At 41.6% G+C, this 18,508-nt stretch carries 13 protein-coding genes and 1 other annotated feature; of the genes, 6 read left to right on the top strand and 7 right to left on the bottom strand.

All coding sequences use genetic code 11. The features are described from left to right. Positions 1 to 35: 35 nt before the first annotated feature. Positions 36 to 1,733: a septation ring formation regulator EzrA gene (gene ezrA, locus QT716_RS09950; protein ID WP_317935897.1), complete on the bottom strand. Its 1,698-nt coding sequence runs from the start codon at positions 1,731 to 1,733 to the stop codon at positions 36 to 38. 200 nt (positions 1,734 to 1,933) lie between these two features. Between ezrA and QT716_RS09945 the strand changes: the two genes are divergently transcribed. Then, the gene (locus tag QT716_RS09945; RefSeq protein WP_317935896.1) at positions 1,934 to 2,413 is read left to right on the top strand and encodes a GAF domain-containing protein; all 480 of its coding nucleotides are present in this window, start codon (positions 1,934 to 1,936) and stop codon (positions 2,411 to 2,413) included. 69 nt (positions 2,414 to 2,482) lie between these two features. Here the strand turns inward: QT716_RS09945 and megL are convergent, their stop codons facing one another. Both megL and QT716_RS09935 read right to left on the bottom strand, forming a co-directional pair. Continuing rightward, positions 2,483 to 3,718, bottom strand: a complete 1,236-nt coding sequence (megL, locus tag QT716_RS09940; RefSeq protein ID WP_398293082.1) for a methionine gamma-lyase — start codon at positions 3,716 to 3,718, stop codon at positions 2,483 to 2,485. A gap of 71 nt (positions 3,719 to 3,789) precedes the next feature. Further along, positions 3,790 to 5,571, bottom strand: coding sequence for a sensor domain-containing diguanylate cyclase (locus tag QT716_RS09935; protein WP_317935894.1), 1,782 nt, complete (start codon positions 5,569 to 5,571; stop codon positions 3,790 to 3,792). A gap of 352 nt (positions 5,572 to 5,923) precedes the next feature. On the opposite strand from QT716_RS09935, the gene rpsD reads away from it, so the two are divergent. Beyond that, the gene (rpsD, locus tag QT716_RS09930; protein ID WP_317935893.1) at positions 5,924 to 6,526 is read left to right on the top strand and encodes a 30S ribosomal protein S4; all 603 of its coding nucleotides are present in this window, start codon (positions 5,924 to 5,926) and stop codon (positions 6,524 to 6,526) included. 549 nt (positions 6,527 to 7,075) lie between these two features. Here the strand turns inward: rpsD and tyrS are convergent. Then, positions 7,076 to 8,341, bottom strand: a complete 1,266-nt coding sequence (gene tyrS / locus QT716_RS09925) for a tyrosine--tRNA ligase (protein ID WP_317935892.1) — start codon at positions 8,339 to 8,341, stop codon at positions 7,076 to 7,078. Positions 8,342 to 8,406: 65 nt separating this feature from the next. After that, positions 8,407 to 8,605, bottom strand: a binding site (T-box leader). Between the two features lie 103 nt (positions 8,606 to 8,708). Here tyrS and QT716_RS09920 point away from each other — a divergent pair. Next, positions 8,709 to 11,720, top strand: a complete 3,012-nt coding sequence (locus QT716_RS09920; RefSeq protein ID WP_317935890.1) for a transglycosylase domain-containing protein — start codon at positions 8,709 to 8,711, stop codon at positions 11,718 to 11,720. 80 nt (positions 11,721 to 11,800) lie between these two features. On the opposite strand, the gene acsA is transcribed toward QT716_RS09920, so the two are convergent. After that, positions 11,801 to 13,519, bottom strand: a complete 1,719-nt coding sequence (acsA, locus tag QT716_RS09915) for an acetate--CoA ligase (RefSeq protein WP_317935889.1) — start codon at positions 13,517 to 13,519, stop codon at positions 11,801 to 11,803. A 176-nt stretch (positions 13,520 to 13,695) separates the two neighbouring features. Between acsA and QT716_RS09910 the strand changes: the two genes are divergently transcribed. The 3 genes from QT716_RS09910 to QT716_RS09900 are packed head-to-tail and all read left to right on the top strand — an operon-like array spanning position 13,696 to position 16,157. Next, a complete protein-coding gene (locus QT716_RS09910; RefSeq protein WP_317935888.1) occupies positions 13,696 to 14,328 on the top strand; it encodes a GNAT family N-acetyltransferase in 633 nt (210 codons plus the stop codon). Between the two features lie 15 nt (positions 14,329 to 14,343). Beyond that, positions 14,344 to 14,994 (top strand): acetoin utilization AcuB family protein, encoded by a 651-nt coding sequence (locus tag QT716_RS09905; protein WP_317935887.1) that lies wholly within the window; start codon positions 14,344 to 14,346, stop codon positions 14,992 to 14,994. Further along, positions 14,991 to 16,157, top strand: coding sequence for an acetoin utilization protein AcuC (locus QT716_RS09900; RefSeq protein WP_317935886.1), 1,167 nt, complete (start codon positions 14,991 to 14,993; stop codon positions 16,155 to 16,157). Before QT716_RS09905 ends, QT716_RS09900 begins: the two co-directional genes overlap by 4 nt. An 81-nt stretch (positions 16,158 to 16,238) precedes the next feature. On the opposite strand, the gene ccpA is transcribed toward QT716_RS09900, so the two are convergent. Next, positions 16,239 to 17,243 carry a catabolite control protein A gene (gene ccpA / locus QT716_RS09895; RefSeq protein WP_317935885.1) on the bottom strand — a complete coding sequence of 335 codons (1,005 nt, stop codon included), beginning with the start codon at positions 17,241 to 17,243 and terminating at the stop codon, positions 16,239 to 16,241. 84 nt (positions 17,244 to 17,327) lie between these two features. After that, positions 17,328 to 18,410, bottom strand: a complete 1,083-nt coding sequence (locus QT716_RS09890; RefSeq protein WP_317935884.1) for a bifunctional 3-deoxy-7-phosphoheptulonate synthase/chorismate mutase — start codon at positions 18,408 to 18,410, stop codon at positions 17,328 to 17,330. Positions 18,411 to 18,508 lie beyond the last annotated feature (98 nt).

Here is an 18,508-nt window from a genome sequence, read left to right as displayed (position 1 = left end):
CCGACACTAGATGTGCGGGTGGCTTAGAGTAGTGCTTACTGTACTTGTCCTTGCAGCAGTTCTTCAATACGTTTCATGGCTCCAGGTTCAACTTCTTCAACAGCTGTCGCCGCTTCTTCCAACGCTTTAGCATATCGGAATTGACGGAATGCCATCTCAGCTTCCAACAAACGGGCATGCATCGCTGGATGTGAAGCACGGTATCGATTTCCATACTGAATGATTTGTTCTGTGAGTAATGCATCATCTAACATTTCTTCAACTTTTACAACGACTTCTGAAACCTCATTTTCAGCACTGTTAATATAATCTTCGACTAGTGCCATATTCAACGGCACTTCCTCTAAACCATTTTTAACAATGAAGAGATGTTCATCTGCTTCTTCTAAACGAACTTCAATTTCATCCGGAATTCCTGGTATGTTTGCTTTTTGAAGTTTACGTTCTGTGAACAGCAATTGACGAGTTAATACTTCAAGCCGCTCTCGTACTTTCACTTCATCTGTTCGCAAGTTTTTAATGCGTTCTTGGAAGGAATTCGTCTCCATCTCAACACGATCTAACGTCTCTCCTACGTCACGCAAGTCTTGTGCAAGAATGGAATATGGAGATTCTCCATTTTCACCTTGACTTGTTAGCAGATCGAACCGTTTTGAAGCATCCGCGAGTTCTAAAAGGAACGCTTTTGGAATTTCAGCTTCTTTTTCATCAAGTCGATAACTTTGTTGAACAAATAATGTTTCATCTGCAATTTCTTTAGCAAACATTTTGACGTCTTTTAGCTGTCGGGAAATGGCTCCGTATGTTTGCTCCATGTATTGACGTTCCACCACTTCTTCTTCTAACGCATCGTAATAAGAGTCAATATTTTCTTCTATCTCTCCTAAACGATCTTGAACAGGTTCTACATCAAGAATAGCGACTTTCACCAATAATTCCTCTGTCTCCTGTTCAATAGAAGCTAATGATGATTTTAAGTTTAAGTGGTTTAAGTAATATCCATCTTCAACCATTTCATCAATACCATTCCGCAGTTCTCGAAGTGTTGCAGGCAGCTTATTTTGCAATTCGTTCAATACTATAGGAATTTCTTTAAACAAAGGGAACAGTGCGTCTGCTTTTGAAGCAACTGCAATCACATTTTCTCTTGCTTTCAGGTAATTCCCATTATTCGTCAAATTATCATACTCTTCAAATGCAGGTTGAAAATATTCTAGCTCTTTCTCTAACGACGGGACCGCCTTTCCGTAAGAATACGGATGCGCTAGCACTGATTTCCTCGCTTCACGGAATTCATCTCTCAATGTTTCCATTTCCAATCGGTTCTTTTCTTCACTGCCGATCAGCTCATTCAACTCTTTTAAGATTGACTCTTTTCGTTGGTCACAAACTTCGAGCTGTTCTTTAATATCTTTTTCAATACCGGTTGCCTTTTTAAAACGGAACCGATCCACTGCTTCTTCAGTATCAAATAAAGAAGAATCAATTTTAGGAACGAGCACATCGACCACTTCTGTCCATTCGTTGCGCCAGCGTTCAAATTTTTCTTCTGTCTCACCTGTCATATTGAGCTGTTTCACTTTTGTCATTTCCTCAAAGATCGGCTCATGCTGGATTTGAAGCTTTTCATGTTCCAGCTTGCTGATTTCTTGGATATGCTTACGTCTTAACAAAAATATTGCTACAGCTAGCACAATCACTATGATGATTGGAATGATGAAATAGTTCACCATGGCCCATCCCCCTATTCCGCAACGACTCTACAATTGATAATACCTTATATAGTAACACGTTTAAAGAATTTTCGTGTTGAAAAAGGGCGAATCTTGCTCGAAAAGTTGTTTACTTGTGTGAACCAGGTCGAAAAATGTATGATTTAAAGTAGATACCTTCATTTTTATAGAATCTAAATACACAGAAATGAGTGAATGTCATGTTTATGGGAATTGAATATTCTAAAGATCTAACTGAGAGCTACCAACAAGTGGCAGACCAACTCCATCTTTTGTTAGAAGGAGAAAAAAACCGAATCGCAAATTTAAGCAACGCATCGGCACTGCTTAGCAATTTCTTGGACCGTACAAACTGGACAGGGTTTTACTTACTCGAAGACGACGAGCTAGTATTAGGCCCCTTCCAAGGACTCCCCGCGTGTATTCGCATTCCAATGGGAAGGGGCGTGTGCGGTACAGCTGCTAAAAAGAGAGAAACACTCGTAGTAGATGATGTCAATGCGTTTGACGGCCATATTGCATGTGACTCTGCATCTAATTCTGAAATTGTAATCCCGCTTGTAAAAGACAATATTCTTATTGGCGTGTTAGATATCGACAGTCCGGAAAAGAGTCGTTTTTCTGAAGAAGATCGTGTCGGTCTTGAAAAGTTTGCTGAAGTACTCTTGCGTCACCTTTAAGTTAGCAATGTCATAAAAAGCAGCTGAGGTTATTAAGACCTCGCTGCTTTTTTGTTGGTGTGCATATATTCAAGACAAGGTCTTGTGTTGTTCTGCAACGTTCTGAAAGGCCTGCTCTAAATCAGCTATTAAATCGTCAGCGTGCTCTAAGCCCGCTGAAAGACGCAGAAGTCCATCATCGATTCCCATCTTCAAGCGATCTGTCTCGGGAACTCCCGAATGGGTCATAGTAGTCGGGTGCTGGATGAGTGTCTCTGCATCACCTAAACTCACAGCGATTTTAATCAATTTCAATTCATTCATGAACGTTTGTGCAGCTTGCTGGCCGCCTTTAATAGTAAATGACACAAGTCCCCCGCCCACAGTCATCTGGTTTTTGGCAATGCTGACTTGTGGATTACTTTCATCGAACGGATAAAATACCGCATCTACCATATCTTGAGTTTTTAAATACTCTGTGAACTTTTCTGCGTTTTCGGAATGCCTTTGCATCCTGACCGATAACGTTTTTAGACCGCGAATGAGTAACCATGCATCGAAGGGAGACATGATTCCGCCATAATCCTTTTGAACACTTCCACGGATCTGGTCAATGTCCTCTTTATTTCTTCCTACTAGTAATCCTGCAATGACATCTCCATGTCCATTAATATACTTTGTAGCACTGTGAAGAACAAAATCGGCACCGAAGTCGATTGGATTTTGTAAATATGGGGAAGCAAATGTGTTATCCACCACAATTTTTAACGAATGTCGTTTCGCGACTGCTGAAACCGCCTTAAGGTCTGCAAGCTCCATCGTTGGATTAATGGGGGACTCAATGTAAATGCACACAGTCTCTGGTGTAATGGCTGCTTCAATCTCTTCTTCCGTTCCCATCGAAGTGAGCGTGTGGGTAATATTATACTTTTGTTCCATAACAGTAAGAAGTCCAAAAGTACATCCATAAATCCCTCTTGAACAGACAATATGATCACCTGTTTTAGTTAAATGCGTTAAAATTGCACTTACCGCCGCCATTCCAGAACCAAAAGCGAGAGTCCCCTCCCCTTTTTCTAGCGCAGTCATTCTCTCTTCTAAAACTCTTACAGTCGGGTTGCCTAAACGGGAATAGATTCCTCCTTCTTCCTCTCCAGCAAATCTTCTTTCACCCTGTTCAGCTGTTTCAAACGCAAATGTAGAAGTTTGATATAACGGAACTGCTAAACTTCCGTGATGAGAGCTGCTTTCATAACCTGTGTGGATTGTTTCAGTATCTTTGTGAAATTTGTTATTCAATGGGATTCCTCCACCTTTCTCGTACATAGTAAACGCTTACATTCATTGTATGCTTTCAATTCGCTTTATTCAAACTAAAAACGATGCTCACTGATTACTCAGAAAGCATCGCAGGTTATGAATTGATTTTTACCTTTATTTTTTGCATTATAAAGAGCTTTGTCAGTTTCTTGGAATAGTTGCTGGTACGTTTTACGGTTAGTTGAAGGATTCCAGAAATTTACTCCTATTGAAATGGTGACAGGAGGCTCTGTTGCAAGCGGCACTTGCTGTAAAATACTTTTCGCAACTTCCTTTCCTTTACTTAAAGATGCAGAAGGTAAATAGATAGCAAATTCTTCACCGCCCCATCTACCAGCTATTCCGTTTTCTTTAGTATGCATTTGTAGGACTTCTGCAGTTTGTTTTAATACTTGGTCGCCGATAGCATGACCATATCTGTCGTTCACTAATTTGAAATTATCAATATCCAATAGAAGAAATGCTCCGCCTATACCATTTTGATACGAACGGGACATATTATTATCTAAGTACCTTCTGGAAAACAAACCTGTAAGCTGATCTTTATCAGCTAAGTTTTGTAATTCTTCACGTAGATTCAAATTGGATAACGCTAAAGAAAAGTGACTGACAATAGCTTTTGCCAATTTGAAATCGTCCAATGAATACTTGTATTTCTTAGTGTGCATCATTAAAAAATAACCGACAAAATTATCAGCGAGTATCATTGGGGTCATAATTAATGAACGATACACAGTTAACTCATTGTTTTCGCTGTGATTCAAATCTGGAATGTAGGTGGCATCGAGATTTTTTTTAATATACTGTTCTACGTAATCCAAATAACGGATTCCAGCTGGAGTATAGAAAAAGTTTGAAGTTTCTTTTGCCATTATTCGAATGCCATCACGAAGGGATACAAACGCAATCTCTTCATGGTCAAAAGTTCCAATTAATTTTTCATTTATATAAGTAATCATTTCCTGCCGTTCCAGCCGACCGGTCAGTTTTTTTGAGACTTCATTCACCAACTGTAAATCGCGGATAAGTCGAGAAGATTGGGCGTATAAACTTGAGTTTTCCACTGCATAACCCGCACTTTCAGAAATATTGGCAACAAAGTTTTTCACTATACCATTAAACAGATAATCAGCAGGTGCACTTAATTGCAAAATCCCATAAGTTCCTTGTTTACCTTTTACCGGTGCATTCAATACTTTTGTTCCGCATTTTAAATGTTCATCAATATTCAGCTCACCCGTGAGGAATGCGGTAACTGTTGAGTCTGATTCGTTCGCGTAATTGAACAATCGATAGTCACTATTTTCATGTAATTCTTCATGTGAAAGTATCAATTCCACAGATACATCAGGTAAATTATGAGTTACTGTATTGATAAGCTGTTCGAAAATAACGCTTGTCTCTAATGTTGAATTAAATTTTTTCATTGCATAAAGTAGATGATGATTGCTGTCAGATTGGATTTTTCTTGCTTCAGAATCTTTAAATGCAGTTAGAAATTTCCCCATAAGCAATTGCAGTTCGTGTATATAGTCGCTTACAGCAAAACTATTCCAGGCTTCTGTTGATTTAACTAGAAGAAGCGCAACCGGATTTTGCTCAGAATCTCGAATCATCAAGCTATCGTTTATAATATTGGACGGATCCTGGTTGTTTTCAATTCTCTTAAAATTAGAAACTGAGTTAAATTGGTTTTCCTCATAAAAGTATAAATCGACTATTTCAACTTTAAAGTAAGTCTTGAACAGGTCTCCGAGCTGATTAAGTAATTCTTGATAGTCTGGTTCTTTAAGTATATCTATTAAAAGGTTGAACAAATTGCCTTTGATTGACTCAAAAATCTGTTCATTCGTTTTCATTTAGTGTCCCTCTTTCAGTCATACTAACTAACAACAACTCTATACTAATTACCCAAATAACACAATCTTAATTCTGGTTCTTTGTAACTATTTCGATAACATAAAAACATAGTTCATTGTAGTTTAATAACAATAACTTGACGTGTTTGTCCAATATTGGTATGATAATCGTTGTGTAAAATAATTGCAGCAGTTGTGTGTTCTTTATTGCTCAGTCTGTTCCTCAATTTGAGGTGTATCCTGTAACCCTTGGCTGCAGAGGTGAAGATACATGAAAACAGAATGTCGTAGAGATTGAACGCATCTGGTCTTATTTTACAACAAAATAAAACCAACAGAGGAGGAGTCATTCATGGCTCGTTATACAGGTCCATCTTGGAAACAATCTCGTCGTCTTGGTATCTCACTAAGCGGCACTGGTAAAGAAATCGAAAAGCGCCCTTACGCTCCAGGTCAACACGGCCCGAACCAGCGTAAAAAACTTTCTGAATACGGTCTTCAACAACAAGAGAAACAAAAACTTCGCTTCATGTACGGTGTGAATGAGCGTCAGTTCCGCACATTGTTCAACAAAGCAGGTAAAATGCAAGGTATCCATGGTGAGAACTTCATGATTCTTCTTGAAACTCGCTTGGACAACATCGTTTACCGTCTTGGTCTTGCTCGCACTCGTCGTGCAGCTCGCCAGTTAGTAAACCACGGTCACATCATGGTTGATGGCAAGCGCGTAGATATCCCATCTTACAGCGTGAAGCCTGGTCAAGAGATTTCTCTTCGTGAAAAATCACAAAACCTTGATATCGTTAACGAATCAATCGAAATCAACAGCTACGTGCCTGAATTCGTATCATTCAATGCTGACACTAAAGTCGGTTCATTCGTACGTCTTCCAGAGCGCAGCGAACTTGCTGCTGAAATCAACGAAGCTCTTATCGTTGAATTCTACTCTCGTTAATAGTGATTTCACATCCCTTCCGGATTTTCCGGAAGGGATTTTTTGTTTGTATTGATAAGGTAGTACAGCAGGGCTTGTAGTAAAGAGTATCTTTTGGAGGTTTATGATCACTTTTCTAGTTTTATGAGCACATTCCGCGAGTTATGAGCACTTCCTTAGATTTATGAGCGAAATCCTCGAGTTATGATCACTTTCCTAGCTTTATGAGCACATTCCGCGATTTATGAGCACTTCCTTAGCTTTATGAGCACATTCCGCGAGTTATGAGCACTTCCTTAGCTTTATGAGCGGAATTCGCGTTTTATGATCACTTTTCTAGCTTTATGAGCGGATTCCGCGAGTTATGAGCACTTCCTTAGCTTTATGAGCGGATTCCGCGAGTTATGAGCACTTCCTTAGCTTTATGAGCGAAATCCGCGAGTTATGAGCACTTCCCGCGATTTATGATCATTCCCATCACTTGTGCAGCCTCTTTTCATTTCAATTTTTCGTCAAAACTGAAAAAACAGAGAGAAGGGACACCGCCCCTTCTCTCTGTAGCCAACTCGATCAGTTAAACTGAATCATTGTATATTTTTTCTTACCGCGGCGCACAATCGTAAATGCATCTTCCAAGCGGTCATCGCTGTTCACTTCATAAGCTGTGTCCGTCACTTTATCGCCATTCAATGAAATCGCGCCATTCGTCACGTCTTCGCGGGCTTGACGTTTCGATGGTGAAATACCGGCAGCAACTAGCAATTCAACGATATTATGATTTTCCTTATTCATTTCGAAAGTTGGGACGTCTTTGAATGCATCCTTCATCTCAGAAGCCGTCAACTTTTTCAGGTCTCCGCTGAACAGCGCTGCAGAAATCCGGATCGCTTGGTCAAGAGACTCTTGACCGTGAATGAGCCGTGTCATTTCTTCTGCAAGTCGCTTCTGGGCTTTGCGTAAGTGCGCTTCCTCTGAAACAGAACGTTCCAGTTCATCAATTTCAGAACGATCTAAGAACGTGAAGATTTTCAAGTAGTGAACAACATCTGCATCTGCAGCGTTCAACCAGAATTGATAAAATTCATAAGGGGATGTTTTCGCAGCATCCAGCCATACCGCTCCGCCCGCAGTCTTACCAAACTTCGTGCCATCTGATTTCGTCACAAGCGGAATCGTAATACCGAATGCTTTCGTCTCTTCTTCATGTGTTTTGCGAATGATTTCCAGACCCGTTGTGATATTCCCCCACTGATCCGATCCGCCGATTTGAACACGACAGCCATAATGATCGTACAAGTGATTGAAGTCAATTCCTTGAATGAGCATGTATGTGAATTCTGTGAATGAAAGACCCGTTTCCAAACGAGAAGATACGTTTTCTTTGCCCAGCATGTAATTCACATTCAATAGTTTTCCATAATCACGTAAAAACCCGATTGCACTCATTGGTCCCATCCAGTCTTTGTTGTTGACAAGACGAGCGCCGTTTTCATCAGCAAAATCGAACAACCGCTCAAGCTGAACCTTCAGTCCTTTTACATTATCATCCACTTGCGCTTCCGTCTGAAGTTGACGTTCGTCTGCACGGAACGAAGGATCGCCAATCATCCCTGTCGCACCGCCAATAAGTAGAATCGGACGATGTCCATGAAGCTGGAATCGACGCAGCGTAAGAAGCGGAACGATGTGACCAATGTGCATACTGTCGGCTGTTGGATCGACACCACAGTAAAGAGATACCTTCTGCTCGTTTAGAAGCTTTGCCATCCCTTCCTCATCCGTTTGCTGGTAAAGCAACCCTCGCCATTTTAAATCATCCAATAAGTTTTCCGTCATGTAACTTCCCCCTCCATTTTTGCTTCACAAACACAAAAAGTCCCCACACGATCCGAAATAGATCATGCAGGGACGCTAATTGTACATGTAAGCGCGGTACCACCCAGCTTGAGATAATTATCTCCGCTTTATTAGCAATAACGCCGCTATCCGCGCAACACTCAAAAGCTGTAATTCGTAAACAGGTTACCGAGCAGCTTTCACCAACCGCTGCCTCTCTATACGGATTGCCTGCCACTACTGCGGCTTCTTCACTGTGAAGAGTAACTATCCATAATTGTAGTCTAAATTGGAAATTTGTCAAACTTATTCCGTCAACCTTCGATAGAATATGATATAATTAATGAGATTTTTAGGGGGGAACGAATTGACCAAACATGACAAAAAACGTCTGAACGAACTTGAAGATAAATTCGAATCAATGAAGAAAACCAAATGGGCGAAAAACTCCAGAATCGCTTCTGGCGTCGTCTGGAATCTCCTTTTGCTCTTCCTAGTTATCGGATTAACCTTGACAGTATTCGGCGCATCTGTTGGAGCAGGCTATTTTGCTTCTCTTGTTTCGAAAGAACCGCTTCGTCCAAAAGATGAAATGCGCAGTGAAATCTTCAGCTATGAAGAAACATCCGAAATATATACAAATGGTAAATACCTAAGGAAAGTTCGATCCGACATCGATCGCAAAGAAGTCAAACTAAAAGACGTATCACCTCACGTCATTAATGCAGTCTACGCTACGGAAGATGAATACTTCAACACACATAACGGAATTGTTCCGAAAGCTGTATTCCGCGGACTCTTCCAAGACGTCACAAACTCTGACAGTCAGACAGGCGGATCTACACTAACCCAGCAGCTTATTAAGAACCAGATTTTAACGAATGAAATTTCGTACGAGCGGAAAGCAAAAGAGTTATTGCTTGCTATGCGCCTCGAACACTTTATGACAAAAGACGAAATTTTAGAAGCGTATTTGAATATTATACCTTATGGCAGAAATTCAAATGGCGGCAACGTTGCCGGTATTGAAGCGGCAGCTGAAGGGATTTTCAACAAGAAGGCAAGCGATTTGAATTTAGCTCAGGCAGCTTATATTGCGGGTATACCTCAAGCTCCTTTTGCTTATACCCCTTTCTATAACGGGAATAGCGGTCTAAAAGATCCGGAAGGACTGAACCCCGGTATAAATCGAATGAAAACCGTATTATTCCGAATGAGAGAAACGGAATACATTACTGAACAAGAATACAACGAGGCCGTTGCTTATGATATTACAAAAGATTTCAGAAAAGCAGCTCCAGCGGCTAAAGGCAAAGACGAATATTTAACGGATGAAATTCAACGCGAGACTATAAAGAAGCTTGCGGGAGTCCTTGCTGAAAAAGATAAGATCGATGCTAGTCGATTAGAAGAAGATGGAAAGCTTAAAGAGAAATATGAAATTCTAGCAGAACGTTCTATGAGAAATGACGGATACAAAATTTATTCAACAGTAGATTTACCGTTATATAACGCATTGAACGAAGTTGCAGAAAATTATACTCGATATGGATATACCTACACGCAAGAAACGACAGATAAAGAATCCGGCGAGAAAACTCTAGAGAAACTTCCAGTTCAAATCGGCGCTTCCCTATTGGACAATAAAACCGGAAAAGTTTTAGCATTCGTAGGCGGACGTGATCACGAAATAACATCTGTCAATCACGCAACACAAGCAACCCGTCAACCAGGTTCGACAATCAAGCCGTTGCTTGTATATGCGCCTGCTATCGAGTATGGCGTGATTGGAGCCGGCAGTCCGGTGGTGGATGTGAAATTCAATTACAAAGGTTGGGAACCTAACAACTTCTTAGCTAACCAAGAGCTAGGAATCATACCCGCTCGTCAAGCACTGACCACTTCACAGAACTTAGCAGCTGTTCGCTTGTATATGCAAATTATAGACCGGCGTCCCGCAGATTATTTAAAGAAAATGGGATTCTCTAGCTTAATAGAAGGAGATTACCACAATCCATCTGCTGCATTAGGTGGCTTGAGTAAAGGCGGTACTGTACAAGAGAATACAGGCGCATATGCTACACTCGCCAATGGCGGAAAACATGTTGAGCCGTACATTATCGATAAGATTTTAGATAGAGATGGAAAAGTCGTGTACCAGCATGAAGTGAAGCCTGTACAAGTTTTCAGTCCCGAAACAGCGTATATCGTGACGGACATGCTTCGTGACGTGGCAACAAGCGGTACTGCACAAGTGATGAAGAGCAAGTTAAACTTCGGCATGGATATTGCTGCAAAGAGTGGTACAACGAACTCGTACAGTGATGGATGGCTGCTTGGATACAATCCGAATGTCTCTTTAGGTGTATGGATTGGATACAAATATCAGAAGTACCAATTGCAGAGCTCACCGAATGCTCAATATGGTACCTCCAGTTCAAGAACCAATGACTTATATGCAAGATTTATGAATGCTGCAAACCAAGCTCGACCTGATACTATTGGAAAAGAATCCCGTTTCCAACGGCCAAAAGGCGTTGTGAATCGTTCGTTCTGCGGAATTTCCGGCTTAGCTCCTTCAGCTGCATGTTCAGCTGCTGGTTTAGTCCGTTCAGATCTATTCAATGCCAATGTAATGCTTCCGAACAAACCAGATGACAGTATCATTTCGTCTTCATCAGTTTCTGTTAAAGGCACGCGCTATGCGGCACTGCCTTCTACTCCGGGGGAATTCATTACTGCTGGTGGAACAGGTGTTAACTTGGAATTCATTAAACGGATGCTTGGACCTTTAGGTGGCGATGCTTCTAAGTTATTCCCAGCTAATTCTTCGTTCACATCTAGAATTGTATCCGGTTCTGTCTTCCCGGCTGACAGCGCTGCACCTGCGGGTGTATCTGCATCGCAAAATGGTTCAACTTTAACATGGAGCGCTTCACCATCCAACGATGTCATTGGATATTACATCTACAATGGAGGAACACGCGTCGGGACTGTCCGTGATGGTCAATCGTTGTCATTCCCAATCGGAAGCGGAACGTATACCGTCAGAGCGGTAGATATTACTGGTTTAACTTCAGGTCCTTCGAACGCAGTTGCGAATGTCGCTGCACCAAAGCCTGAAACTACACCGCCTGCTGATTCTGATCAGGACCAAGGCGACAAAAAAGAAGATGGCGCTACAAAACCTGACGCCAAACCAGATACTGATAAAAAACCAGATTCCGATAAAAAACCGGACGCTGACAAGAAACCTGAAGGAGATAAGAAGCCCGAAGGAGATAAGAAACCTGAAGGAGATAAAAAACCTGAGGGAGATAAGAAACCGAAACCGCCTGCTAACGGCGGCGATGGCGGAAGCGATTCTGACGGTGACTAATGGTACCGTCTTTCTCCTTCCTTATAAAAAAGCTGGACAAGCGCCTGTAATCGGCACCTGTCCAGCTTTTTTGTCTTCTTTTAATCTTCCATAGTCGATAGATCACCTGTCGGTAAATCAAGTTCCCATGCTTTCAGCACACGTCTCATGATTTTACCGCTTCGTGTCTTTGGAAGTTTGTCTTTAAATTCGATTTCCCTAGGAGCCGCGTGACCCGCTAATTCTTTCTTGACGAATTGACGGATTTCTTCTTTCAGTTCATCTGTCGGCTCGACACCTTCCTGTAAGGCGATGAATGCTTTAATGATCTCACCGCGGACAGGATCCGGTTTACCGATTACTCCTGCTTCAACAATTGCAGGGTGCTCTAGAAGTTTGCTCTCAATTTCAAACGGTCCGACACGCTCGCCGCTTGTCATGATTACATCATCTACTCGACCTTGGAAGAAGAAGTAACCGTCTTCGTCCATGTAGGCAGAATCTCCAGAGACATACCATTCATCGTTCAAGAAGTAAGAATCGTATTTTTCGGGATTATTCCAAATGGCTCTCATCATTGCTGGCCAGCCTTTTTTCAATGCTAAATTCCCCATTCGATTAGGAGGAAGGATGTTTCCTTTGTCATCCACAATTGCTGCTTCAATACCAGGAACCGGTTTACCCATGGAGCCCGGCTTCAACGGCATTGATCCGAAATTACAGATCATTTGGGCACCTGTTTCTGTCATCCACCATGTGTCATGGATCCGCATGTTGAAAGTCTCCATGCCCCATCGCACTACTTCAGGATTTAAAGGTTCCCCTACTGACAAAATATGACGGAGTGACGATAGATCATGACCTTCCATCGCAGCCGCTCCAGCTCCCATTAACATACGGAACGCTGTAGGCGCACTGTACCAAACGCTGACTCCAAATTCTTCAACCGCTCCATACCAAGCCTCTGTAGAGAAACGTCCTCCCACAACTAGATTAGTAGTTCCTGCCAGCAGCGGTCCAAAGATTCCGTATGCAGTTCCCGTTACCCATCCTGGGTCTGCAGTACACCAGAATACATCTTCTTCGCGAAGATCGAGCACCCATTTTGCAGTTTGAAGCTGCTGAACCATAGCTTCTTGTACATGCAAAACACCTTTAGGTTTGCCGGTAGACCCAGAAGTATAATGGAGCAATGTCGGTGATTCACGTTCTAACCACTCCACTTCAAATTCTTTTGATGCTTTCTCAAAGTGCTTATTAAAACTGATCACTTTTCCTTCTTCAGTGACACCATCACCTACAACGAACACAGTCTCCAGATTCGGTAAACGGTCTACAGGAATCCGATCCACTAATTCAGGAGTCGTAACGATTGCCTTTGCATCGCTGTCGTCTAAGCGATCATACACAGCGCCTTCCATAAATGCTTCAAATAGCGGACCAACAATCGCACCGATTTTTAATGCGCCAAGCAGTGCAAAGTAGAGCTCAGGCGAACGGGGCATAAAGACAAATATGCGATCCCCTTTTTCTAATGTAGAACAATTTTTTAAAACATTAGCTGCTTTATTTGAGTACTTCTTCAAATCGCCAAACGTATAAGTTTCATTTCGATTGCCATCTTTATAGTAAAGTGCAACTTTGTTTTTACGAAAAGATTCCGCATGTCGATCTACTGCTTCGTGCGCAATATTGACCTTTCCTGTTTCATACCAACTAAAGGCTTTCTCAGCTTCCTTCCAATCGAACTCAGCTACTAATTTTTCATAATCTTGCATTTGATAATCAGACTGTAACGCTGGAATTGTTTTTAAAACCATAAAAGTACCCCCTTAAATATGTACTAACATTTTTATTCTACATGAAGACATTCTAAATTAGCAAACAAATAATATTTTTCCGACTGTTCTTTGTTTTGTAAGAAATCTTATCAAAAACACTATTGTTTTGTTGTATACTGGTAGCAGATGGATTATCAGCTTAAGGCGGTGAAGTTGTGGAACATATCAAAACGTATAATGCTTTGGAATTGAAGCATAAAAATGGCGACTTAATTATCGAAGGACCCATTCGTACGTCTGACATTGAAAGTTATTCTTTTCATGAAGGTTTAGTAGCTTTTAGACCTCCTGCTCAGCAGCACAAAGCGCTTATCGGTATCTCAAAATTGCCGGAAGGCCGTATTATTATTGCTCGGGACCAGGACCAAATTGTTGGTTATGTCACTTATTTGTATCCTGATCCATTAGAACGCTGGTCTGAAGGAAAAATGGATAATTTGATAGAACTCGGAGCCATCGAGGTCATTTCGAAGTTCCGTGGTGGCGGTGTCGGGAAAGCGATGCTCGAAGTTTCAATGATGGATGATGCAATGGAAGATTATATTGTCATTACAACCGAATATTATTGGCATTGGGACTTAAAAGGGACAAAACTTAACGTATGGGAGTATCGAAAAGTTATGGAGAAAATGATGCAAAATGGCGGACTTGAATACTTTGCAACGGATGATCCTGAAATTTGTTCACACCCTGCGAACTGTTTAATGGCCCGAATTGGAAAACGGATTGAACAAGAAGATGTTCAGCGATTTGATGCTTTAAGATTAAAAAACAGATTTTTGTATTAAGAAAGAAGGGATCGTATGTTAATCGAAGAAATTATGAGAACTGAAGTCTTTACACTTACTCCGGATCAAACAGTCCGGGAAGCGGCGTCTCTTATGAGAGAAAATCATATCCGTCACCTTCCAATCGTCGACTCAGAGTATAAGCTTGTTGGGATCATTACGGATCGTGACTTAAAAGAAATTATTCCATATGGAAATAAGCCCGAGGAAGAAATTTCAAAAATATACGACATGCAGCTTAGTGATTGTATGACGAAGGAACCGATTACTGGTCATCCGATGGATTTTGTTGAAGAATCAGCACTTGTTTTTTATCACAATCAAATCGGATGTCTGCCTATCGTTTCCAACCATAAGCTTGTCGGCATCATTACGGGTACAGACCTGCTGTATAAATACATTGAATTAACCGGCGCCCATCAGCCAGGGTCTCAAATCGAGGTTCGGGTTCCTAACATACCTGGAATTCTATATGAAGTTTCTAAAGTTTTTAATGAATTTCAAACGAATGTCCAAAGCGTTCTTGTGTATCCTGACAAAGAAAATGAGGCCAACAAAATACTTGTTATTCGCATTAAAACCATGAATCCTATTGCAATTATTGAAGGATTAAAAGGACGTGGATTTGACGTTCTATGGCCTAACTTTCCAGGAGCAGCTCTATGAAAAAAGATGCAGTGTTTATCTTTTCCGAAGAACAGCTCGGATACTCATTTTCTGATACACATCCATTCAATCAAAAAAGAATTGTTTTAACGCTTGATTTACTTAAAAATATGCATGCGATTCATGATAAAGATATTGTCGCGCCCCGTATTGCAACGGATGAGGAATTGCTGTTAGTGCATGAGCCGAAGTTTGTAGAGATTGTGAAGCAGGCAGGTAAAGGTGAAGTTGGACCGGAAGTAGGAAGTGTCTATGGAATTGGAACAGAAGATACACCCATTTTCTCCAACATGCATGAAGCAAGCGCTATGCTCGTGGGCGGCACGTTGACTGCTGTTGACGAGGTAATGCAAAATAGAGCGCGGTACGCACTGAACCTCGGCGGAGGGCTCCATCATGGATTCCAAGGAAAAGCTTCTGGGTTCTGTGTATATAATGATAGTTCTGTTGCGATTCGATATTTGCAGAAAAATTACAATGCCAGTGTATTATACATTGATACAGATGCGCATCATGGCGATGGAGTGCAATGGACATTTTATGATGACCCTGATGTATGTACCCTTTCGATCCATGAGACTGGCCGTTATTTGTTCCCTGGTACAGGTCATGTCACAGAACGAGGTAACGGAAAAGGATATGGAACTTCATTTAACTTCCCGATTGATGCCTTTACAGAGGATGAGTCTTTCTTATCCATTTATGAAACCGCTTTCCGTGAAGTTGCAGAGTGGTTTAAACCAGATGTCATTCTTACGCAAAACGGAGCTGATGCCCACTATTTTGATCCATTAACGCATTTATATGGCACTATGGAGATTTACAAGGAAATCCCCCGACTGGCACGTGAACTTGCTGAAGAATATTGTGAGGGACGTTGGATCGCTGTCGGTGGAGGCGGTTATGACATTTGGCGAGTCGTTCCTCGTGCATGGTCACACATTTGGTATGCCATGAAACAACTTCCTGCACCAACAGGCAGATTGCCCGAAGCATGGTTAAACAAATGGCAGTCAGAAGCTCCAGTTCCTTTGATTGAAACTTGGGAGGATCCCAATCCATTATATAAACCCATTCCACGGAAGCTAGAGATTGAAGAAAAAAATGCACAAGTGATGGATCGTTCACTACACTACATACGAAGTGAGCAACAGCCCCGTTAGTTGAATATGTAAAAGGCAGAGCAGCGAAATTCGCTGCTCTGCCTTTTTTGGATAGTGAAGAAATACGATAGAAGACATGGACTATTTTTTCCGCACTGAATCTCTTTCTTCCACTTGATAAGGTAAAACTACTTGTTGCTGGTCCACTTCTTCGCCATTCATTAACTTCGTCAACAGTCTCATAGACACTGCGCCCAGGTCATATAGAGGGACCCGAATCGCAGTTAACTGTGGCCGAACAGCTCGTGCCAGGAGTGAGTGCTGGAAACAAATCATTTCTATATCATCTGGAACAGTCAACCCTGCATCACGAATGCCATTCATTAGACCGACCGCAATTTCATCATTCCCGGCAAAAATTGCTGTAGGAGGCTCCGGCAGCTTGCGTAAGCGATTCCAAACTTCATAAGCATCATCGTATGTATTATCCGTTTCTACGATATACCCTTCTGGAATCGATAATCCAGCTTCTGACATCGCCTCTTCATATCCAGTCTTTTTAGCGAGACGATTAATGTCGCGGCTAAATGGTCCGGAGATGAAAGCAATACGCTTGTGATCATTTGCAATCAGTTCATTAACCGCATGATAAGCGGCCTTTTTGTTTTCAATGTTTACAGTTGGGAAATCCAATTCTGTATCGTGTGTACCCGCAAGAACAATGGGAACATTTGCAGAAATCATTTCTTTTCGTACATCTTCAGAAATGGAGTCACTCATGAAAATCAGACCGTCCACTTGCTTTCCTAAATGATCTTCTATCAATTCAATTTCCCGTAAAGGACGTTTGTCCGAATTGGACAAGATGATGTTGTACTCGTACATCGTCGCAACATCCGCAATTCCTCTTGAAAGCTCCGCATAATAACTTTTAGATATATCCGGAACAATCACACCGACAGTCGTTGTTTTTCTGCTGGCGAGGCCGCGTGCTACGGCATTTGGCCGATAGCCGAGCCGTTCAATGCATGCCGTTACCTTCTTACGTGTAGCTGGCTTCACGTTGGGATTTCCGTTGACCACTCGTGATACAGTAGCCATTGAGACGTTCGCTTCTCGAGCCACGTCATATATTGTTACCGCCATACTGACCTCCCCTTTCCTCGTCCACTCTATCTTCCGTTTTCATTATACCAAAAAGCCGGAGCCATGTATGCTCCGGCCTAAAAATTATACAATTTGGTGAGTATTCATGAAGCGTTGCATTTCTTCGTAGAACTCATCAAATTGAGGAATGTTCATTTGCTGGGCTGCATCTGACAAAGCAACTGCAGGATCCGGATGTACTTCAGCCATTACACCGTCCGCTCCAACAGCAATTGCTGCTTTAGCAGTAGGAATTAGAAGGTCTCTTCTGCCTGTAGAGTGTGTAACATCTACAAATACAGGGAGGTGTGTTTCTTGTTTTAAAATTGGAACAGCTGAAATGTCTAATGTATTACGAGTGGCTCGTTCATATGTACGAATTCCTCGTTCACAAAGCATAATTTGGCTATTTCCTTTAGAAATGATGTATTCAGCTGCATTGATGAATTCATCAATAGTTGCAGATAGACCACGTTTTAGCAAGACCGGCTTATTCGTTTTCCCTGCCTCTTTCAGCAGTTCGAAGTTTTGCATATTCCGTGCACCAATTTGAATGACATCAATATACTCAAGCGCTTCTTCCAAGTGACCCGGTGTAATTATCTCTGTCACAATCGACAGCCCGGTCTCATCGGAAACCCGCTTCAAAATTTTCAATCCTTCCAATCCTAAACCTTGGAAATCATAAGGCGATGTACGTGGTTTATAAGCTCCGCCTCGCATCATCGTAAGACCTTTTGCTTTAATGGACTTGGCTACTGCTAACACCTGTTCATAAGACTCAACCGCACACGGTCCGAATACAAACGACGGTGTTCCATTACCAATTTTTTCACCATTCACGTCAACGATAGTATCCTCTGCTTTACGTTTACGTGAAACGAGTAAAGCATTCCGTTGCTCATCTTCTTGTATCTCGAGTGCGGACATGAAGATGCCTTTAAAGATTTGTTCAAGTACTCCATTTGGAAGTGGACCTTTGTTTTCACTTTTCAACAAGTCCAGCATTTCTCTTTCTCGAACAGGGTCATAACGATTTACACCTTGCTTCTCTTTTACTTTACCAATTTCTTGTACAACAGCAGTACGATCGTTAATCAAATCCAAAATTTTACTATTCAGTCCAGTTACCTGAGACCGAAGGTCTTCTAAGTCATTTTGGCGCATCTGTCATTCTCCTCCCCACTCATATCCTCACCTTTTCTGAACAGTGAATCTATGGTACATTTTATAAGAATAGACCTAGTATAATGAACCTCAGTTGA

This window comes from Sporosarcina aquimarina, from assembly GCF_033253705.1.
In the GTDB taxonomy this organism is placed as follows: Bacteria; Bacillota; Bacilli; order Bacillales_A; family Planococcaceae; genus Sporosarcina; species Sporosarcina aquimarina.
The sequence above is the reverse complement of the archived record's forward strand: the minus strand, read 5'-3'. Positions and strand labels throughout refer to the sequence as shown.